Source organism: Microlunatus phosphovorus NM-1 (assembly GCF_000270245.1).
Classification (GTDB): domain Bacteria; phylum Actinomycetota; class Actinomycetes; order Propionibacteriales; family Propionibacteriaceae; genus Microlunatus; species Microlunatus phosphovorus.
This window is the reverse complement of record NC_015635.1, coordinates 4,386,391-4,405,860: the sequence shown is the minus strand read 5'-3', so window position 1 is coordinate 4,405,860 and position 19,470 is coordinate 4,386,391. Positions and strand designations below refer to the sequence as shown.

At 66.7% G+C, this 19,470-nt stretch carries 16 protein-coding genes and 1 tRNA gene; 12 read left to right on the top strand and 5 right to left on the bottom strand.

Annotation, left to right across the window (positions count from 1 at the left end; all coding sequences use genetic code 11):
- Window positions 1-224: 224 nt before the first annotated feature.
- Window positions 225-307: transfer RNA gene (locus tag MLP_RS19880), tRNA-Leu, on the bottom strand.
- 173 nt (window positions 308-480) lie between these two features.
- On the opposite strand from MLP_RS19880, the gene MLP_RS19875 reads away from it, so the two are divergent.
- The 6 genes from MLP_RS19875 to MLP_RS19850 all read left to right on the top strand — a co-directional run bounded on the left by MLP_RS19875 (window position 481) and on the right by MLP_RS19850 (window position 6,862).
- Window positions 481-1,092 (top strand): ANTAR domain-containing response regulator, encoded by a 612-nt coding sequence (locus MLP_RS19875; protein WP_013864965.1) that lies wholly within the window; start codon window positions 481-483, stop codon window positions 1,090-1,092.
- A 172-nt stretch (window positions 1,093-1,264) separates the two neighbouring features.
- Window positions 1,265-2,482 (top strand): branched-chain amino acid ABC transporter substrate-binding protein, encoded by a 1,218-nt coding sequence (locus MLP_RS19870; RefSeq protein WP_041790350.1) that lies wholly within the window; start codon window positions 1,265-1,267, stop codon window positions 2,480-2,482.
- 148 nt (window positions 2,483-2,630) lie between these two features.
- On the top strand, window positions 2,631-3,572 hold the full coding sequence (locus tag MLP_RS19865; RefSeq protein ID WP_013864963.1) for a branched-chain amino acid ABC transporter permease: 942 nt from the start codon (window positions 2,631-2,633) through the stop codon (window positions 3,570-3,572).
- The gene (locus tag MLP_RS19860; protein WP_013864962.1) at window positions 3,569-5,287 is read left to right on the top strand and encodes a branched-chain amino acid ABC transporter permease; all 1,719 of its coding nucleotides are present in this window, start codon (window positions 3,569-3,571) and stop codon (window positions 5,285-5,287) included. The genes MLP_RS19865 and MLP_RS19860 overlap by 4 nt, the downstream gene beginning before the upstream one ends.
- The gene (locus MLP_RS19855; protein WP_013864961.1) at window positions 5,284-6,162 is read left to right on the top strand and encodes an ABC transporter ATP-binding protein; all 879 of its coding nucleotides are present in this window, start codon (window positions 5,284-5,286) and stop codon (window positions 6,160-6,162) included. The genes MLP_RS19860 and MLP_RS19855 overlap by 4 nt, the downstream gene beginning before the upstream one ends.
- Window positions 6,155-6,862 (top strand): ABC transporter ATP-binding protein, encoded by a 708-nt coding sequence (locus MLP_RS19850; protein ID WP_156821236.1) that lies wholly within the window; start codon window positions 6,155-6,157, stop codon window positions 6,860-6,862. The genes MLP_RS19855 and MLP_RS19850 overlap by 8 nt, the downstream gene beginning before the upstream one ends.
- 385 nt (window positions 6,863-7,247) lie before the next feature.
- On the opposite strand, the gene MLP_RS19845 is transcribed toward MLP_RS19850, so the two are convergent.
- The 3 genes from MLP_RS19845 to MLP_RS19830 form a co-directional block, all read right to left on the bottom strand.
- Entirely contained in the window at window positions 7,248-8,063 is an 816-nt protein-coding gene (locus MLP_RS19845; protein WP_013864959.1) for a hypothetical protein, read from the bottom strand.
- A complete protein-coding gene (locus tag MLP_RS19840) occupies window positions 8,050-8,808 on the bottom strand; it encodes a type IV toxin-antitoxin system AbiEi family antitoxin domain-containing protein (protein ID WP_156821235.1) in 759 nt (252 codons plus the stop codon). Before MLP_RS19840 ends, MLP_RS19845 begins: the two co-directional genes overlap by 14 nt.
- 265 nt (window positions 8,809-9,073) lie before the next feature.
- Window positions 9,074-9,688, bottom strand: coding sequence for a helix-turn-helix domain-containing protein (locus MLP_RS19830; RefSeq protein ID WP_013864957.1), 615 nt, complete (start codon window positions 9,686-9,688; stop codon window positions 9,074-9,076).
- 186 nt (window positions 9,689-9,874) lie between these two features.
- On the opposite strand from MLP_RS19830, the gene MLP_RS19825 reads away from it, so the two are divergent.
- From MLP_RS19825 to allB, 3 genes are read left to right on the top strand one after another with little or no spacing between them, the layout of a single operon-like run.
- Window positions 9,875-11,530 (top strand): NCS1 family nucleobase:cation symporter-1, encoded by a 1,656-nt coding sequence (locus tag MLP_RS19825; protein ID WP_041793064.1) that lies wholly within the window; start codon window positions 9,875-9,877, stop codon window positions 11,528-11,530.
- Entirely contained in the window at window positions 11,527-12,276 is a 750-nt protein-coding gene (locus MLP_RS19820) for an aspartate/glutamate racemase family protein (protein WP_013864955.1), read from the top strand. Before MLP_RS19825 ends, MLP_RS19820 begins: the two co-directional genes overlap by 4 nt.
- On the top strand, window positions 12,273-13,697 hold the full coding sequence (allB, locus tag MLP_RS19815) for an allantoinase AllB (protein ID WP_013864954.1): 1,425 nt from the start codon (window positions 12,273-12,275) through the stop codon (window positions 13,695-13,697). The genes MLP_RS19820 and allB overlap by 4 nt, the downstream gene beginning before the upstream one ends.
- Window positions 13,698-13,900: 203 nt before the next feature.
- Here the strand turns inward: allB and MLP_RS19810 are convergent, their stop codons facing one another.
- Complete coding sequence (locus tag MLP_RS19810) at window positions 13,901-14,920, bottom strand: sugar-binding transcriptional regulator (RefSeq protein ID WP_013864953.1); 1,020 nt, start codon at window positions 14,918-14,920, stop codon at window positions 13,901-13,903.
- Window positions 14,921-15,087: 167 nt separating this feature from the next.
- Between MLP_RS19810 and MLP_RS19805 the strand changes: the two genes are divergently transcribed.
- From MLP_RS19805 to glpK, 3 genes are all read left to right on the top strand, one after another.
- Window positions 15,088-16,830 (top strand): glycerol-3-phosphate dehydrogenase/oxidase, encoded by a 1,743-nt coding sequence (locus tag MLP_RS19805; protein WP_041790342.1) that lies wholly within the window; start codon window positions 15,088-15,090, stop codon window positions 16,828-16,830.
- A gap of 123 nt (window positions 16,831-16,953) precedes the next feature.
- Window positions 16,954-17,730 (top strand): MIP/aquaporin family protein, encoded by a 777-nt coding sequence (locus MLP_RS19800; protein WP_049804604.1) that lies wholly within the window; start codon window positions 16,954-16,956, stop codon window positions 17,728-17,730.
- Window positions 17,731-17,838: 108 nt separating this feature from the next.
- Window positions 17,839-19,359 carry a glycerol kinase GlpK gene (gene glpK / locus MLP_RS19795; RefSeq protein WP_013864950.1) on the top strand — a complete coding sequence of 507 codons (1,521 nt, stop codon included), beginning with the start codon at window positions 17,839-17,841 and terminating at the stop codon, window positions 19,357-19,359.
- The last annotated feature ends 111 nt before the right edge of the window (window positions 19,360-19,470 follow it).

Genomic DNA, 19,470 nt, shown 5'->3' with positions numbered 1-19,470 from the left:
TTGAATCGATCTTCCCTCCTCGCTCGCGACGAAAAGCGTGTCGCTCCCTCGTCAGTCCAGATCGATTCGGGCGCTCCGCTGCGCGGCCGCTCGCGACGGGGCCGGCGGGTCGCATTCAACCCGGATTCTCCGCCGGTCGATGGAGGAGTGATGAGGTCGACACGCTTTTCGTCGGCCGAAGAGCGACGACTCCCGTCGCGAACAGCGAGTGACGACCAACACAGTGCCGGGAAGGGGAGTCGAACCCCTATGTCCTTGCGGACAGACGGGTTTGAGCCGTCCGCGTATACCATTCCGCCACCCCGGCCGGCCCGTCCGTACGGGCGTGAGGCGCGCGCCATTCTGCCACAGACACCGGCGGAAGCGAGCATTCTGGGACGGTTGCCACCCGAGCTAGCAGACCGGGGATCGGATTCGACCAGCAGACCAGACCGGCACGAGGACTGAAGCCTGACGCCGGTGCTGGCTTAGAGTGAGCGCGTGACGAACGAGGAGACGAAGGCCGGCACGGCGACCCGAGTGGTCGTGGCCGAGGACGAGGCACTGATTCGCCTCGACGTGGTCGAGATGCTGACCGAGGAAGGGTACGAGGTCGTCGGTCAGGCCGGTGACGGGGAGGCCGCGGTGGCGCTGACCATCGAGCTGCGGCCTGACCTGGTCGTGATGGACGTCAAGATGCCCAAGCTGGACGGGATCAGCGCGGCGGAGAAGATCGCCGCCGACCGGATCGCGCCCGTGGTGATGCTGACCGCCTTCAGCCAGCGTGAGCTGGTCGATCGGGCTCGTGAGGCCGGCGCCATGGCGTACGTGGTCAAGCCCTTCGGCAAGGCCGATCTGATCCCGGCGATCGAGATCGCCCGGGCCCGGTTCTCCGAGATCAAGGCTGTTGAGGCCGAGGTCGAGGATCTGACGGAGCGTCTGGAATCGCGCAAGGCCGTGGACCGGGCGAAGGGCATGCTGCAGACCGGACTGGGGCTGACCGAGCCCGAGGCGTTCCGCTGGATCCAGAAGACCGCGATGGACCTGCGCAAGTCGATGCGTGAGGTGGCCGAAGGCGTCATCGAGCACGGTGCCGGCGCCAAGCGAAGGTAGCGGTTTTCCGGCGGATCTCTTTTAATCGTGTAACGAACTGACAACACGACCGGCAAACCTCGTGGTTGGCTGAGGCACGGCGCATATCGTGCGTCTTGCTCGCGGAATGTCGGTCTGCCGACCCAGTGCAGAGTGGGCCGCGGGCACGCAGCGATCCTTAGGAGGAAGCATCGTGCGAAAGCATCGGCTCGTAGCCGTCGGAGCAACCCTGCTTGCGGCGACGATGGCCTTCTCAGCATGTGGCAGCCGCGCCCAGGAGGGCGGCACCAGTGAGGAAGCCACCACCAAGGTGGCCAAGATCGGCGTGATCGCGCCGCTGTCCGGAGATCTGTCGGCTTTGGGTCTGGGCATCCGGAACTCCGTTGACCTCGCCATCCGGCAGGCGAACGAGTCCAACGCGATCCCGGGCTGGAAGCTCGAGATGGCCGCTGAAGACGACCAGGCGTCGCCCGATGTGGGGAAGAACGCCGCCACCAAGCTCGCCGGTGACGACCAGGTCATTGGTGTCGTCGGCACGCTGAACTCGTCGGTGGCCCAGTCGGTTCAACCGGTGTTGTCAGCCGCCAACATCGTCCAGGTCTCCCCGGCGAACACCAATCCCACCCTGACCCGGGGCCCGGATGACAACAACCCGAAGCGGCCGTACGCGAACTATTTCCGGACCTGCACCACAGATGCGGTCCAGGGTCCGTTTGCCGCGCGGTATCTCTACAACACCGCCGGGATCAAGAAGGTCGCCACGATCCACGACAAGCTGGCGTACGGCCAGGGCCTGGTGTCGGCGTTCAGCGGCGAGTTCAAGAAGCTCGGCGGCGAGATCGTGGAAGCGGAGACCATCAACCCCGACGAGAAGGACTTCGGCTCGGTCATCACCAAGGTGAAGAGCGCCGGCCCGGAGGCCATCTACTACGGCGGTCAGTACCCGCAGGCAGGTCCGCTGAGCCAGCAGGCGAAGGCGGCAGGTCTCAATGTGCCGGTGATGGGTGGCGACGGGATCTTCGACCCGACCTTCATCAAGCTCGCCGGCAAGACCTCCGAGGGTGACCTGGCCACGTCCGTCGGCGCGCCGACCGACACGCTGCCCAGTGCCAAGGCATTCGTCGAGGCTTACTCGGCGGCCGGCTTCAAGGAGCCGTACGCGGCCTACGGGGCCTACTCGTTCGATGCGGCAAATGCCATCATCGAGGCTTTGAAGGTGTCGTTGAAGGATGCCGCGGACGCCAAGTCGGCTCGTCAGCCCACCATCGACGCGATGGCCAACGTCTCCTTCGATGGCGCAACCGGCAAGGTCGCCTTCGACGAGTTCGGTGACACCACCACGAAGGTCTTGACCGTCTACAAGGTCGAGGGTGGCGAGTGGAAGGCCGCGACGACGGAGGAGTTCAAGTAAGCAGTGCCGCTGCTTCCTTGATCGCTCGCTAGCAGCGGGGGCAGGACCTACGGGATCTGCCCCCGCCTGACGCCGGACCCCGGATCGTTGGTCGAGATCGGGCAGGTTCGGCTCGCCGATCTCGACCTCCGCGTCAGTAGGGGTGCCTGTGGAACTGTTCTTTCAGCAGTTGGTCAACGGATTGTCGCTCGGCGCTCTGTACGCGCTGATCGCTGTGGGCTATACCGTCGTGTACGGCATCATCCAGTTGATCAACTTCGCGCACGGCGAGATCTTCATGATCGGCGCCTTCGGAGCTTTGACGGTTTGGATGGTGGTCCCGGGCGGCAGCACCGCTCTTTGGATGCTCCCTGTCATGCTGATCGGCGGCATGGTCGCCGCGATCGGTGTCGCATTGTTGACCGAGAGATTCGCCTATCGGCCGTTGCGCAATGCGCCTCGGCTCGCACCGCTGATCACCGCCATCGGCGTGTCGATCTTCCTTCAGGAAGCGGTTCGGCTCTTCTACGGCCGAATCCCGGGCTTCCCGGATGCGAAACTTGCCATTCCGTTCCCACAGATCGACGTGGTGACAGGGCCGGCAGTCAACATCGGTGGCGTACTCATTCAGCGCGCGGCCATCTTCACCTTGGCTGCGCTGGTCGTCTGCACCGTGTTCCTCTACATCTTCGTCAACAAGTCACGCCTCGGCCGCGCCATGCAGGCCACCTCACAGGATCCCGACACCGCCCGACTGATGGGCATCAACGTCGATCGCATCATCATGGTGGCCTTTGCGCTCGGAGCCGCGCTGGCCGCGGTCGCCGGCCTGGCGCACGGGCTGCGGTACACGAACATCGACTTCCGCATGGGTTTCCTGGCAGGTCTGAAGGCATTCACCGCTGCTGTGCTCGGCGGTATCGGCAACATCAACGGCGCCGTGCTTGGCGGACTGGTGCTCGGCATCATCGAGGTGATGGCGACCACGTACATCCCGGGGCAGTTCGGTGGGTCTGCCTGGAAGGACGTCTGGGCCTTCGTGCTGTTGATTTTGGTGCTGGTCTTCAGACCGCAGGGTCTGCTCGGCGCAAGGGTGGTGGATCGAGCATGAAGATCCCCAATCCGCTCACCGCGGAGCTGCAGCAAAGGACGCAGCACAGCGGATACCTCCTCGGCCTGGTCGGTGGCGCGATCATCATCGCCGCCCCGTTCCTGCCGTGGGCGTACGGCCGTAGCGCCCTGGACAACATGACGGTGCTCGGCTACCCGTCCCCGATGCAGTTCCTGTCGTTGGTGCTCGGGGTGCTCGTGGTCGGCCTGCTGCTCGGCCGCACGTTCTATGCCAAGAAGAAACGCAGGCGCAGGGTCGGCTGGGTCCGGGGCGCCAAGTCCGCGGCCACGGGCGCGCTGATCTACCTCCTGCTGATCATCATCAGCATCGCCGTCGAACTCGAGGGCCTGGTCAACGTCGAGTACGGCGGCTGGATCGCCCTGGTCGGCGCGCTGCTCGCCTTCGTTGGCACCAAACTGATGCTCGCCGACCGTTCACCCACGCTCGGGGCCGCGACCGCCCGCCCGTGGGTGGAGGTTCTCGCCATCGCGGGGGTGATGGCGCTGGCGCTGTTCGCTGCCGCCTTCGCGCTGAACATGGACGACGGCGGGTCGTTCGTCTCCTTCCTCGGTTTCGTCGGCGCGATCATCGCGGTGCTGATCACCAGCGGCGCGATGGGCTGGCTGTCCGCCTGTACGCAGCGGCATCGCAAGGTCTTGATCTTGTCCGCATTCATCGTGGCGTTCGCCTTCCCGTTCACCCAGAACGGCTCGGACGCGAACATGTCGATTGCGACCCAGGTGATCATCTTCGCGGCGACGGCGATGGGTCTGAACATCGTGGTCGGTTTGGCCGGCCTGTTGGATCTCGGCTACATAGCCTTCCTCGGTGCGGGCGCCTTCACGGCGGCCGTGTTGTCGAACTCGGTGTTCTCCAGCGTGAACTGGCATCCGCCGTTCATCGTCGTCGTGATCATCAGCGGTGGGGTCGCCGCCACTCTGGGCCTGATCATCGGCTCGCCCACCCTGCGGGTCTCCGGCGACTATCTGGCCATCGTCACGCTGGCCTTCGGTGAGATCTTCCGGATCACCATGAACAATCTGGACGGCGAGAACGGGCCGAACGTCACCCGCGGTCCGAACGGCATCCCGGCCATCCCGGACCTGAACCTCTTCGGCTTCGACTTCGGCAAGACCCATGAGTTGTTCGGCATCACGCTCGGTCGGTTCTCCAACTACTACTTTCTGCTGCTGCTCATCATCGGGCTGATCATCCTGGTCTTCGTCCGGCTCAACAACAGTCGGATCGGTCGCGGTTGGGTGGCGATCCGGGAGGACGAGAAGGCCGCCGAGGCGATGGGCGTGAACGTCTTCGGCCTCAAGCTGTTCGCCTTCGCCGGTGGCGCCTTCCTGGCCGGTGTCGCCGGGTCGGTCAAGGCACACGTCGACGTGTCCGTCACCCCAGATCAGTACGTGTTCTTGGAGTCGGCATTCCTGTTGGCCGCGATCGTGCTCGGTGGCATGGGCACCGTGCTGGGCGTGCTGGTCGGCGCCACCCTGCTGAAGCTGATGCCGGAGAAGCTCCGGTTCGTCAGCGAGTACCGGCTGTTGATCTTTGGATTGCTGCTGGTGCTGATGATGCGGTTCCGACCCGAGGGCCTGGTCCCGAGTCAACGTCGTCAGCTGGAGTTCCATGAGGATGACGAGGAGCTGGCGGAGCGGATCGAGGGCGAGATCGAGGAGACCGGAGTCGTCAAGGGAGGCGGTGCGCTGTGACGGCTGTGACCACCGAGACCGGTGCCACCGACAGCATCGGCGGCGTGATCCTGCAAGCAGAGAACGTCACCATGCGGTTCGGAGGACTGACTGCCGTCGACTCGGTGAACTTCACCGTGCATCGCGGGGAGATCATGGGACTCATCGGGCCGAACGGTGCCGGGAAGACCACCTTCTTCAATTGTCTGACCGGGATGTACCTGCCCACCAGCGGACAGGTGGTCTTCGACGGAGCCGTGCTGCCGCCGAAGCCGCGCAAGGTGGTTCAGGCCGGCATGGCCCGGACGTTTCAGAACATCCGACTGTTCGGGAACATGACGGCGCTGGAGAACGTGATGGTCGGGCGCTACTGCCGCACCACCACGGGACCGCTGACCTCGATCCTGCGTGGCCCCAAGTTCCGTCGGGACGAGGCGGCGGTGCGGCAGCGCGCTCAGGAGCTGCTCGACTTCGTCGGCTTGGGGCACACGACCGACCAGCTGGCCCGTAACCTCCCGTACGGTGATCAACGCCGGCTGGAGGTCGCCCGGGCACTGGCGACGGATCCCAAGCTGATCCTGCTGGACGAGCCGACTGCCGGCATGAACCCGCAGGAGACCAGGCAGGCAGAGGAGCTGATCTTCCGGATCCGCGACCTGGGGCTGGCTGTCGTGGTGATCGAACACGACATGCGGTTCATCTTCAGCCTGTGCGACCGGGTCCTCTGTCTGGTGCAGGGGAGAGCTCTGATCGAGGGAACGCCGGCGCAGGTGCAGTCCGACCCGAGGGTGATCGAGGCGTACATCGGCACGGGGCCCGAGGACGCCTCGGCGTTGGAGGCTGAGCTGCAGCATCCGGCGGAGTCCGACGGAGATTCAGGGGATGGCGATGCTTGAGATCAAGGACCTGAAGGTCGCCTACGGTCGAGTTCGCGCCGTGAAGGGGATCAGCTTCACCGTCGAGGAGGGCCAGGTCGTCACCCTGGTCGGCACCAACGGAGCCGGCAAGACCACCACGCTGCGGACCATCTCCGGTCTGATCAAGCCCGAAGACGGCGAGATCTGGTTCCAGGGCAAGCGGATCGACGCCATGCCGGCGCACGAGATCACCATGCTCGGGTTGGCGCACTCGCCGGAGGGACGGCGAATCTTTCCGCGGCTGACGGTCGAGGACAATCTGATGCTCGGCGCCTTCGCGCGCAAGGACAAGACCGCGATCGGACAGGATCTGGATCGGGCCTTCGATCTGTTCCCGATTCTGAAGGAGCGGCGGGCACAGCCGGCCGGCACCTTCTCCGGTGGTGAGCAGCAGATGCTCGCCATCGGCCGGGCGATGATGAGCCGGCCGAAGCTGCTGATGCTCGACGAGCCCTCGATGGGATTGTCGCCGCTGATGATGCAACGGATCATGTCGACGATCGTGGAATTGCAGAAGGAGGGTGTGACCATCCTGCTGGTGGAGCAGAACGCGCAGGCTGCCTTGTCGCTCGCCGACTACGGGTATGTGCTGGAGGTCGGCCAGATCGTGCTGCAGAACACGGGCCAGGCACTGCTGACCGATGAGAACGTCCGCAAGGCATATCTGGGCGAGGACTGACACTCCGTACGCAGGTGGTTCCTGGAGTCCGGGGTGGGCTGCGGTGATCACGTCCTGATCGGGTGCGCGGGGTGTGGGGGCGACGTCCTGCCCACCTCGCTCCGCAAGCTCCGCTCGGAACGCCCACCACTCCCTGACGCCGCCCCCACACCCCGCTTGATCCGGGACTGACGTGACCACCGCAGCCCACCCCTCAGTGGCTCCAACTCACTCGCGTACGGAGTGGTCGTCCTCGACCCTTCGGGTTGGTGAGGCAAGCTCCGCTCGGAACGCCCACCATTCCCTGACGTCGCCCCCACACCCCGCTTGATCCGGGACTGACGTGACCGCTGCCGACCACTACCCCTGTGGCCGCCCAATTCCGGCGCGGCCCCTCGGTTCGGGGTCAGTCCTCGTCGGTGAGGATCTCCAGGGCCGTCTCGGCGTCGATGCGGTGCTGGCCGGTCAGCACGGTCCAGAAGATGTTGTCGGGAGTGAGCCGGGTGCGCAGCGTCCGGAGCCGGGATCGATCGGAGCCGACGAAGCCCTCGCGTTCGGCGAACGGGTCGTCGATGCAGGCAAGCAGGACCACGGCGTCGCGCAGGTGGCGGTCGGGGTCGCGGGAGTCGGTCTTGTAGGCAGCGGCCTTCAAGATGAGTGCACTGAATGCGCCAGGCACCGAGAGTGTGGTGATGATTCCGGGCTCGATCTCCAGACGTGCGTTGATGGTGCGTCGCAACGCCTGCGTGCCGCCCTCGATGTGGACCATGTCGCGTCCAGCGAGCCGCTCGGTGACCTTCGGAGCGTGGTGGTCGGAGACCAAGACGTCGACGACCTCTTCCGACTCCTCGTCGAGACCTTCGGCAACCAGGTCGATCTTGCTGGTGCCGCGACAGAAACGGTGTGCAGTGTTGTCGCGTGGATCGACGGCCGGACGCAGGTCGTAGCCAAGGGAGCGCAGCGCGGTCGCGGTCTCGGAGGCAACGCCGCGGGAGGTCTCGATGTGCAGCACGATGTCGACATCGTTGGTCGGGCGCACGATGCCCATGCCGTGGTGGATGGAGTGCAACTGGGTCATCAGGCCACCGACCAGGGTCCACCTGTTAGTCGGGAGCACCGCGGCGATCTCGGCAACGTTCGGCCATGGGTTGGGCCAGCCGCCAGTGGCGGCGGCGATATCGACGATGGGGCGCTCAATGCCCGGATGCTTACGGTCTGACATTCTCGCGGAACAACTCCAACCGGCGAACCAGGACCTGCTCTCCCACGCCGCGTTCACGCGGGTCGAGGGAGGTGGCGGCGTCTACGGCGGCCAGCGTTCTGTTGAAGGCTGCCAGGTACTTGATGAAGTCGATGTCCATGTAGGCGTAGCGCAGGGTGATAGACCCAGTGGTGTCCTCACTCAGCCGGTAGCGGCGCACAAGGTCCGCGATCCGGTCTGCATGGATGTAGCCGTCGACGGTGGTGTCGTCCTCGACGAGCCCGAGCCGCCGGCGTCCGGGGATGACCAGTTCCTCGCGGACGCGCTCTATCACGGAGCGGTGGCCGGACCAGGTGGTGACGGTTGCGCGATCGCGCAACCGGATGGCCAGTTCGGCCGGGTCGGTGATCTCTCGCAGAGCGGCGCGGAGCCGGTACGTCTGGACATCGCCGAGGCCCAACGGGGCCGCCCCCGAGAGCATTGCGATGGCTCCCCAGGCGGTGTGTTCAGCCCAGGTCCGGGTCCGGCCCGATCCGCGCTCGGCGCGGTAGCGCTCTACCGACGTGCGGTCGAAGATGCCGCGGGCGACGCGGGTAATGGATCCCGTCTCGGCGAGGACGCGGACCTGACGCGCTTCGACGCCCAAGAGAGCGGATACCTCTTGGGTCGTCAAGATGTCCCCTCTTGTCGCCATAACAGAATACTGCCTCTTCCGGTTGTTATCTGTAAAGCAGGAGCAGGTGCTGAGCAGCGGGGTCACCAGCATCCATGAGTCCTTGCGTCCGAGGACCTCGACGGTGCCGTTCGCTGGGTTGAGGCGGCGCACGTACAGCGGGGCGCAGACCAGCGCTGGGCCCCGGTTTCTGGGGAATCTCAAGGGGCCAGATCGAGCGGTGGGCTTTCCCGGCGAGGTAGCCGTCGATGCGCTATCGATGTGTTCGAGAGAGTCGTACCTGGGCGAGGACTGACGCTCGTACGGGCTGGAAGGTTAGTGCTGGATCCCGGAACTCCGGTTCTCAGGGCGCCGGGGCTCAGCGTGCGGCGTGCACGATGAGCCACTGGGCGACGGTGTCCTCGGTGCCGGTGTTGTGCAGTCGATGCGGCCGTGAGCAGGGATAGCTGATGGCGTCGCCGGCACGCAGCACGACGCGCTCCTCGTCGAAGTCGATGGTGAGCTCGCCGGAGATGATCGTGCCCACCTCGTAGCCGTCGTGCCGGAACAGGCTGCCTTCGTCGTGTGCGGTCGACCCCGGAGGGTACGTCGACTCGAAATAGTCGACCCCCGGCGTACGGCCAGGGGAGAGCCGGCGGAAGGTCACCCCGGTCTCCAGCGTGACGACCGAGGCTTGCTCGGCGCGCTGCAACGCGAAGCCCCCGGCGGTGGCGATCGTCTCGGCCACCGGGTCTGACGAGGTGTCGAACACAGCGGCCAGCGGTACGCCGAGTGCGTCGGTGATGGCGATGAGCCGCGACACGCTGGGTTGCAGCACACCGCGCTCGATCTGCGACACGGCACTCGGTGAGATGCCGAGCGCACTTGCCAAGGTGCGTGCCGACATTCCCTGCTGGTGACGCAGATCGCGCAGCCGCGCGCCCACATCATGGCCCGCCTCGACAGTGGCACGAGCCGTCACGACATCTGACATGCCCCGATTGTATGAGTGACAGGTGATGCGTGAAGGAGGAACTTCACATCGACGTTACTTCGGCGAAACCAAACCGGTCTTGTTAATTAATAGCTTCACGTGCAGTACCACTAGGCCGCGGACTCCAGGTCGTGGTCGATCCTCACGACGCGGGGCCGATCGGCTCCCCAGATGGAAGGCACTCACGTGACCTCAACCCAAGACCCGGCGGCGGCGCCGACCAAGCCGCAGGACATCGTGGAGGCCGCGGGAATGCCCGTCGGCTCCGGCAACATGAAGCCCGGATACGATCCGCGCCTCGCGAACGAGGATCTTGCTCCACTGCGCAAGCAGAAGTGGAACTCGTACAACATCTTCGCCTTCTGGATGTCGGACGTGCACTCCGTCGGCGGCTATGTCACGGCCGGTTCGCTGTTCGCGCTCGGCATCGCCGCCTGGCAGGTGCTCGTCGCGCTCATCGTCGGCATCGTCATCGTGCAGGTGTTCACGAACCTCGTCGCCAAGCCCAGCCAGAAGACGGGAGTCCCGTACCCGGTCGTCAACCGTGCGGTCTTCGGCATCAAGGGTGCGAACATCCCGGCCGTCATCCGCGGCATCATCGCGATCGCCTGGTACGGGGTGCAGACGTTCCTCGCCGCGCAGTCGCTCAACATCATCTTCCTGAAGTTCGTCCCGGGCACCGAGAACCTCGTCGAGCCGAGCTTCCTCGGTCTGTCCGCGCTCGGCTGGATCTCGTACGCGATCCTGTGGGTCGCGCAGGTCGCCCTGTTCTGGAACGGGATGGAGGTGATTCGGCGCTTCATCGACTGGGCCGGTCCCGCGGTGTACGTCGTCATGATCGTCCTCGCCGTCTACCTGGTCTCCCAGGCCGGTTGGGAGAACGTGAGCTTCGACCTGTCCGACCCGAACCAGCCGGCACTCGGATTCTGGGGTGCGACCGGCCTGATGTTCATGGCGATCGGCATCGTGATTTCGTACTTCTCGGGCCCGATGCTCAACTTCGGCGACTTCGCGCGCTACGGCAAGAGCTTCGCCGCGGTGAAGCGGGGCAACTTCTGGGGTCTCCCGGTCAACTTCCTCTTCTTCTCGCTGCTCGTCGTCGTCACGGCATCCGCCACGGTACCGGTGTTCGGCGAGCTGATCACCGACCCGATCCACACCGTGGAGCGGATCGACACGCCGGTCGCGATCCTGCTCGGTGGCCTGACCTTCGTCACCGCCACGGTCGGCATCAACATCGTCGCGAACTTCATCTCGCCGGCCTTCGACTTCTCCAACGTCGCACCGCACCGGATCTCGTGGCGGATGGGCGGCATGATCGCGGCGGTCGGGTCGGTCTTCCTGCTCCCGTGGAACTGGTATTCCAACGCGACCGCGATCCACTATTCGCTGGGGCTGCTCGCTGCCCTGATCGGGCCGCTGTTCGGCCTGCTGATCGCCGGCTACTACATCGCCGCCAAGCAGCGCATCAAGACCGACGACATGTTCACCATGTCGGAGCAGGGTGCCTACTGGTACAAGAACGGCTACAACCCCAACGCGGTCCGGGCGCTGCTGTGGGCAGGCATCCCGACGATCGTGCTCGCCGTCTTCCCGAAGATGTTCGCCGACCTCGGCCTGTTCGACGTGTCCTGGATCGGCAACTTCACGTGGTTCATCGGCTGCGGTCTCGGCTACCTTTTCTTCGTGTTCTTCGAGAAGCAGAACCCGCAGGTGCCGACCTTCGAGGGTGAGACCGAGGGGATCTCGGACGGCACGATCATGAGCGCTGTTTCGACCGTCGACCCCGAGCCCTCGGCGATCTCCGGCGAGATCCCGGTGGAGCACTCGGCGGTGAAATGAGGATCACCCTCGTCAACCCCAACACCTCCCGGGCGATGACTGCCAAGATCGCGGCCGTTGCCCGGGAGGTCGCCGGACCGGACGTCGAGATTCGCGCGGTGTGCTCCAATGACGGCCCGGCGGCTGTCGAGTGCCACGTCGATGAGGCGTTCGCGGCTGTCGCGGTGGTCGACCTCATCGAGCGCGATCTGCGGGACGGCGGCAGCGACGCGTACGTCATCGCGTGTTTTGGTGATCCCGGGCTGGACGCGGCGCGCGAGCTCGTCGGCGTGCCGGTGATCGGGATCGCCGAGGCCGCGATGCACGTCGCCGCGCTGTCGGGCCGGTCGTTCGCGGTCGTCACGACCCTGAGCCGAACGCTCGGCCGCGCGCGTGACCTGCTGGCGCGCTACGGGATGACCCAGGCCTGCGTTTCGCTGAGCGGCTCCGGCATCGGTGTCCTCGAGCTCGAGGACACCACCTCGGAGGTGTACGAGACCATCGCCCGGCTGTGTGAGGTAGCCGTCCAGCAGCGGGAGGCCGATGTCATCGTGCTCGGCTGCGCCGGCATGGCAGACCTGTGCCAGACCCTCAGCCTGCGCGTCGGGGTGCCCGTGGTCGACGGCGTGGCCGCAGCCGTGGGGCTGGCGACGGCGATGGTGCGGATGGGTGTCGGCACGAGCAAGCGAGACGAGTACGCGCCCGCCTCTCGGCGCGGGATGCCTCCCGTGGCGGCCGACGACCTCGTCGGCTCCGCGTACCGATGAACGGGGCGGACTCTGCGGGAAACCCTCGCGGGCGACGGAGTCGGTCAGTCATCCGGGCTGTACGCACGTTTCTCGGCGGTCGGCTCCAGCCCGCTGCCGTGGTGATCGAGGACGGGCGCATTGCCGACGTGGTGGGCCCGCTCGATCCTGTCCTCGATGCACGAGCCGTCCAGGTGCCCGACGACGCCGTGCTGCTGCCGGGACTCGTCGACTCGCACGTGCACGTCAACGAACCGGGGCGGACCGAATGGGAGGGCTTCCGCAGCGCGACGCTCGCCGCGGCGGCGGGCGGGATCACGACGCTGGTCGACATGCCGCTGAACTCGATCCCGCCGACCACGACGGTGGCGAACCTGGCGGTCAAGCGCCGCGCGGCGGCACCGTCGGCGTACATCGACGTCGGCTTCTGGGGCGGCGCCGTGCCGGAGAACCTCGGCCGACTGGCACCTCTGCACGAGGCAGGCGTGTTCGGTTTCAAGTGTTTTCTCGCGCCGTCGGGGGTCGACGAGTTCGGCCACCTCGATCGGCGGCAGCTCGATGCAGCAATGGAGGAGGTCGCCGCACTGGGCTCGCGGCTCATCGTGCACGCCGAAGACCCGGCGCTCCTCACCGGCGATGGCGAGCTCGGACGCAAGTATGCCGCGTTCCTCGCCTCGCGGCCGCCGGCGAGCGAGGAATCGGCGATCGACGCCGTCATCGCCGCCGCCCGGCGCACCGGCGGCCGCGCGCACATCCTGCACCTCAGCAATGCCGGTGCGCTGCCCGCGATCCGGGCTGCCAAGGCGGCAGGCCTCGCGCTCACCGTCGAGACCTGCCCGCACTACCTGACGATCGCCGCCGAGGACATCCCCGACGGCGCCGGCGAGTTCAAGTGCTGCCCGCCGATCCGCGAGGCAGCCAATGCCGACCTGCTCTGGGAGGCGGTCGTGGACGGCACCATCGACGCGATCGTGAGTGACCACTCGCCGAGCACTCTCGATCTCAAACGATCGGGTGACGGCGACTTCGGCCTCATGTGGGGCGGCATCGCCGGTCTGCAGGTGGGGCTCTCGGCGGTCTGGACGGAGGCTCGACGCCGGGGGATCCCGCTGGAGCAGATCCTGCCGTTGTTCACCACGGGCCCGGCGCGGGTCGCCGGACTGGCCGATGCCGGTGAGATCGCCGTGGGAGCGCCCGCGCACCTGACCGTGTTCGGCGACGACGATCCACTGCCGGTCCGTGCCGATGATCTGCTGCATCGCAACCCGGTCAGCGCCTACGACGGCAAGCTGCTCACCGGCCGCGTACGCCGTACCTGGCTGCGTGGCGTCTCGATGTTCGACGCCGACGAGGGCGGCCCGGGCGACGCGCCGCGGCTTCGCGGACGAGTCCGCGGCGAGCTGCTCGTCGCCCCCGTTCCCCGGTCGGCTCACCGGTCGTGAATCTGGGGTTCTGACCCGCGCAATGGATCCCTGAGGGGTGCGGGCGGGCTTGGGCATCGGGAGGGCTACCGTGCGGGGATGAACGCGAGCGATGCCTCATCCACTCCCGCCGACGGCGTTGACCGGGCCGACCAAGGGGCCGTGTTGCGGCTCACCTCGCCAAGGTTGTGAGGACGCCGCCGCGAACCGGGCGACAGGGGAGTTCACCCCGGTGCTGCTTGTAGACCGTCGACCCTCGGGTTCCGGGCTCGCGAGCGTGGTCGGCGCGAGTTCGCGTCGAGGAGGGCGGCGGCGGTCTGTTCGTCGATGATGAGGTCACTGATCGCGCCGGCGCGGAGGGCGGCGGAGGTGCCGGGGATCCGGCTGGCGCTGGCGACGACGCAGACCCGCCGCGGGAGGGCGGCCAACTCGGCGAGGTCAGGGCCGCTGCTGCGCTGGTTCATGGCCAAGTCGGCCCACGTGCCGTCGGCGCGGATGAAGGTGGTGCAGATGTCGCCGACGGCCCCGGCTCTCTTCAGTGCCTTCATGTCGTCGGGGCCAAGGTAGCCGGCTGCGTAGACCTGGGAGGTGACCGAGCCGGTCCAGGAGCCGACGCCGAAGAGGGCGATGTCGCAGTGTCGTTGCAGTTCCACGACGCTGGCGATCGAGCGTTCTCGCCAGAGCGCGGCTTTGGTGGCGGGGTCGTCGAAGAACGCCGGCACGGGAAAGAACACGGGCCGTGCTTCGAAGGCGTCGCAGGCTCCGCCGAGCAGATCGCTCACGTAGCGGACCTCGGAGCTGCCCACGTGGACCGCGCCGTTCAGCTGCACCACGGTCGAGCCGCGGGTCGGTTTAGGCACGAGGTTCTCCATCACCGCGGACACGGTCGTTCCCCAGGCCACACCCATCACGGTGTCGTTGTCGAACCAGTCGCTGAGCAGTCGCCCGGCGAAGCGGGCGACCTGGGTGAGTCGTTGGTTCTGCGAGGCGGTCTCGCGGACCGGTACGACGTGTGCTTCGATGCCGAACAGGCTCCCCAGTTGGGCGCCGACTCCACGGGCTGACTCCGCGGTCGTGATGGAGATCCGGACGATTCCGCGCGTGCGGGCGGCTTTGAGCTGTCGGGAGACGGTCGAGCGGGAGAGGCCGGTCCGGCCGGCGATGGCCTCCATCGTCTCGTCGCCGACGTAGTACAGCGTCGCAATCCGACGCAGTTCGTCGTCGTCCCATGGCTCGGCGAGCATCGTCGTTCCTCCATCTGCTCGGCTCCAGGCGGCGGTGCTGCACGTTTGTGCAAGATATTGAGAGATTGTGCAAACACCGGGAGACTACTACGCATAGCCCGGATCCGGCTGCATATGCGGAAGAGCTCAGTCGAGCTCATTCGTCCACCTCTCGACGAGGAGACACCATGACTGCCCTGAACACAGGGAACCGCACTGCGGCATTGAGAGCCATGAGCGACGATCGGGGACTCGATGTCCTGGTCATCGGCGGTGGCGTGACCGGTGCCGGCGTCGCGCTGGACGCCGCGACCCGGGGCCTGCGAGTCGGTGTCGTCGACGCGCAGGACTGGGCTTCGGGCACCTCCAGCCGGTCCAGCAAGCTCGTTCACGGCGGCCTGCGCTACCTGCAGATGCTGGACTTCAAGCTCGTCTCCGAGGCGCTCGGTGAGCGAGGTCTGCTGATCGACAAGCTCGCGCCGCACCTGGTGCGGGCCGTGCCCTTCCTGTATCCGCTGACCAAGTGGTACGAGCGCCCCTACGTCGGTGCGGGGATCGCCCTCTACGACGCGCTGGCCACCTTCGGCACCCGCAACCGCGCCGTCCCGCTCCATCGACACGTCTCGAGGCGGGGCGTACGCGAGGTCTTTCCCGGGATCAAAGCGGATGTCTGCCGTGGCGCGGTGCGCTACTACGACGGTCAGGTCGACGACGCGCGGCTGGTGATCGCGTTGATCCGCACCGCAGTTCAGCTCGGCGCGTACGCGGCCAGCCGGACCGAGGTCGTCGAGCTGGTCAAGGACGACTCGGGTCGGGTGACCGGGGCCGTGCTGCGCGATCTGGAGAGCGGAGCCGAGCATCTGGTGAGGACCCGATCGGTGATCAACGCCACCGGGGTCTGGACCGAGCAGACCCAGAGCTTGGTCACCGACGGCGGGCTGCACGTGCTGGCGTCGAAGGGCATTCACATCGTCGTTCCGCGGGAGCGGATCGCCGGCACGTCGGGCATCATCCTGCAGACCGAGAAGTCCGTGCTGTTCCTGATTCCCTGGTCACGCTATTGGGTGATCGGCACGACCGACACCGCCTACCACGGCGACCTCACCCATCCGGTGGCCAGCCACGCCGACATCGACTACGTCCTCGACCATGCGAACGCCATCCTCGCCCATCCGCTGACTCGCAACGACGTGGTCGGCACCTGGGCCGGGCTGCGGCCACTGCTGCAGCCCGGCACCAAGGGCGACGAGAAGTCCTCGACCAAGGTGTCCCGCGAGCACACCGTGACCGAGGCCGCGCCCGGCCTGGTCTCGATCGCCGGCGGCAAGCTGACGACGTACCGGGTGATGGCCGAGGACGCGGTCGATTTCGCCCTCGGTGAGCAGCGCGCCACCGAGCTGCCTTCCGAGACCGCGACCACGCCGCTGGTCGGGGCGGCCGGCTACCACGCCTACGCCCGCCGGGCATCGGAGATCAGCCGGACCTACGGCTGGTCCGATGCCACGGTCGCGCACCTGCTGCACCGCTATGGCTCGGCACTGTCCGAGCTGCTCGACCTGGTCGACGCCCGGCCCGATCTCGGCCGGCCGCTCGCCGGCGCCGAGGCCTACCTGCGCGCCGAGATCGTCTACGGCGTCAGCCACGAAGGTGCCCTCCACCTGGAGGACACGATGACGATCCGCACCCGCCTCACCTACGAGGTGGGCAACCACGGCCTGGCCGCGGTCACCGAGATCGCCGACCTGATGGCCGGCCAGCTGGGCTGGGACGAGGCTCGGCGTCAGTTCGAGCTCGACGCCTACCAGGCACGCTGTGCCGCCGAGGACGCTGCGGCCGCCGCGCCCGACGACGAAGCTGCGCAGCAGGCCCGGCAGCGGATCGGTGACGTTCTGGCCGACCTTCCCGGTGCCGAGGTCACCACGCTCGCCTGACTCCCGAGGGGCCCGGTCGGCCCCAGCTCATCAGCGCTGCGTCCCCGTCAGCGTTGCGTCCCCGTCAGCGTTGCATCCACGCGGCCGTCCCCGAACCGCGACAGCCCACAGGAGTGCTGGTCCATGTCCGCTTTACCACTTCCGCTACTACTTCCGTTGTCCACCGATCCTGCCCTGACGCAGGTCTTCGTCTCCGAGCTCCTCGGCACCATGATCTTGCTGCTGCTCGGCTGTGGCGTCGTCGCCAACACCGTCCTGCCCAGGGTCAAAGGGGCCGGCGCCAACTTCTTGATGATCGGCTGGGGTTGGGGCCTCGGCGTCTTCGCCGGCGTCTATGTCTCGTTCCGATCCGGCGCACACCTCAACCCCGCCGTCACCGTGGGCATCCTGTCCAGCGGTGCCGCCGAGTATGCCCCTGGCGTCCCGGTGACCCTGACCTCCACCCTGACCTACTTCGGCGGGGAACTGCTCGGTGCCTTCCTCGGCGCCATCCTGGTCTGGCTCGCCTACCGCCAGCACTTCGACGCCGACGCCCCTGCCGGGATCAAGCTGGCCGTCTTCTCCACCGGCCCCGAGATCCGCTCCTACCGCCACAACCTGCTGACCGAGGTGATCGCGACCTTCGTCCTGGTGTTCGTGATCCTGGTCTTCGGCGAGACACCCTCCGGTCTCGGTCCGCTCCCGGCCGCCTTGCTCGTGGTCGGGATCGGCATCTCCCTGGGCGGCCCGACCGGCTACGCCATCAACCCGGCCCGCGACCTCGGCCCTCGCATCGCCCACGCCCTGCTCCCGATCAAGGGCAAGGGCGGCAACGACTGGGCGTACTCCTGGGTGCCGGTCGCCGGCCCGCTGATCGGTGCCGTGATCGCGGGCCTTATCGCCAGTGCGTACACCGCATGAGCCGAGGCGACTCCGTACGCGGTCCTCCTTCCCAACCTCACCCCCTCTATTCGACCAACCACCGTCCATCCGACCAACAACAGTTCATCCCTACGAAAGGACTCAACGATGAGCAGCAACACCTACGTCATGGCGATCGACCAGGGCACCACCAGCAGCCGGGCGATCATCTTCGACCACGGCGGTCAGATCGCGTCCACCGGACAAGTGGAGCACGAGCAGATCTTTCCCCGAGCCGGCTGGGTCGAGCACGACCCGGTGGAGATCTGGACCAATGTCCGCGAGGTCGTCGCCTTCGCCTTGTCGTCGGCCGACATCGATGCCCGTGACGTTGTCGCGATCGGCATCACCAACCAGCGTGAGACCGCGGTCGTCTGGGACCGCCACACCGGCAAGCCCGTCTACAACGCCATCGTCTGGCAGGACACGCGGACCAAGGCGATCGTGGAGGAGCTCGGCGGCGACGCCGGTCCGGACCGGTTCAAGGATCTGGTCGGGTTGCCGCTGGCCACCTACTTCACCGGCCCCAAGGTGAAGTGGATTCTCGACAACGTCGAGGGTGCTCGGGCTCGCGCCGAGGCCGGCGACCTGTTGATGGGCACCACGGACAGCTGGGTGCTGTGGAACATGACCGGCGGTGCCGTGAACGGCATTCACGTGACCGACGTCACCAACGCTTCCCGCACCATGCTGATGAACATCGACACCCTCGACTGGAATGCCGACATCTGTGCCGAGATGGGGATCCCGCTGTCGATGCTGCCCGAGATCCGCTCCTCCTCGGAGGTGTACGGCATCGTCCGGCCGGCCGGCTTGATGGCGGGCGTCCCGGTCGCCGGGATCCTCGGAGACCAGCAGGCCGCCACCTTCGGTCAGGCGTGCTTCGAGAAGGGCATGGCCAAGAACACGTACGGCACCGGCAGCTTCCTGCTGCTCAACACCGGCACCACTCCGGTACGCAGCAAGAACGGCCTGCTCACCACCGTCTGCTACAAGATCGGCAACGCCCCGACGGTGTACGCGCTCGAGGGATCCATCGCCGTGACCGGGTCTCTCGTTCAGTGGATCCGGGACAACCTCGAGATGATCGACGACGCGTCCGAGATCGAGGGTCTCGCCCGCAGCGTGGACGACAACGGCGGCGCCTATATCGTCCCGGCCTTCTCCGGTCTGTTCGCCCCCTACTGGCGCTCCGACGCCAGGGGTGCTCTCGTCGGCCTCACCCGCTTCGTCCGCAAAGGCCACCTCTGCCGGGCCGTGCTGGAGTCGGTCGCGTACCAGACGCGCGACGTGGTCGAGGCGATGAACGCCGACGCCCAGACCGAGCTGAAGGAGCTGAAGGTCGATGGCGGGATGACCGGCAACGAGCTGCTGATGCAGTTCCAGGCCGACCAGCTCGGTGTCGACGTCGTCCGGCCACAGGTCGCCGAGACCACGGCGCTCGGCGCCGCCTACGCCGCCGGGATCGCCGTCGGCTATTGGAACGGTGAGCAGGACGTCATCGACAACTGGGCCGAAGGCAAGCGGTGGACACCGAAGTCCGGCAACGGCGAGTGCGCCCGGCAGTACCGCAACTGGAAGAAGGCCGTCCAACGGACTCTCGACTGGGTCGACGAAGACGTCCTCTAGATCCCACTCGATCCCACGGGATCGATCGCAGCTAGACCCGCAACCGGCAAGCCGCCAACGCGTGGGGGAGTTCCGGCACGACCTGGTCGTGCCGGAGCTCACCCCGACGCT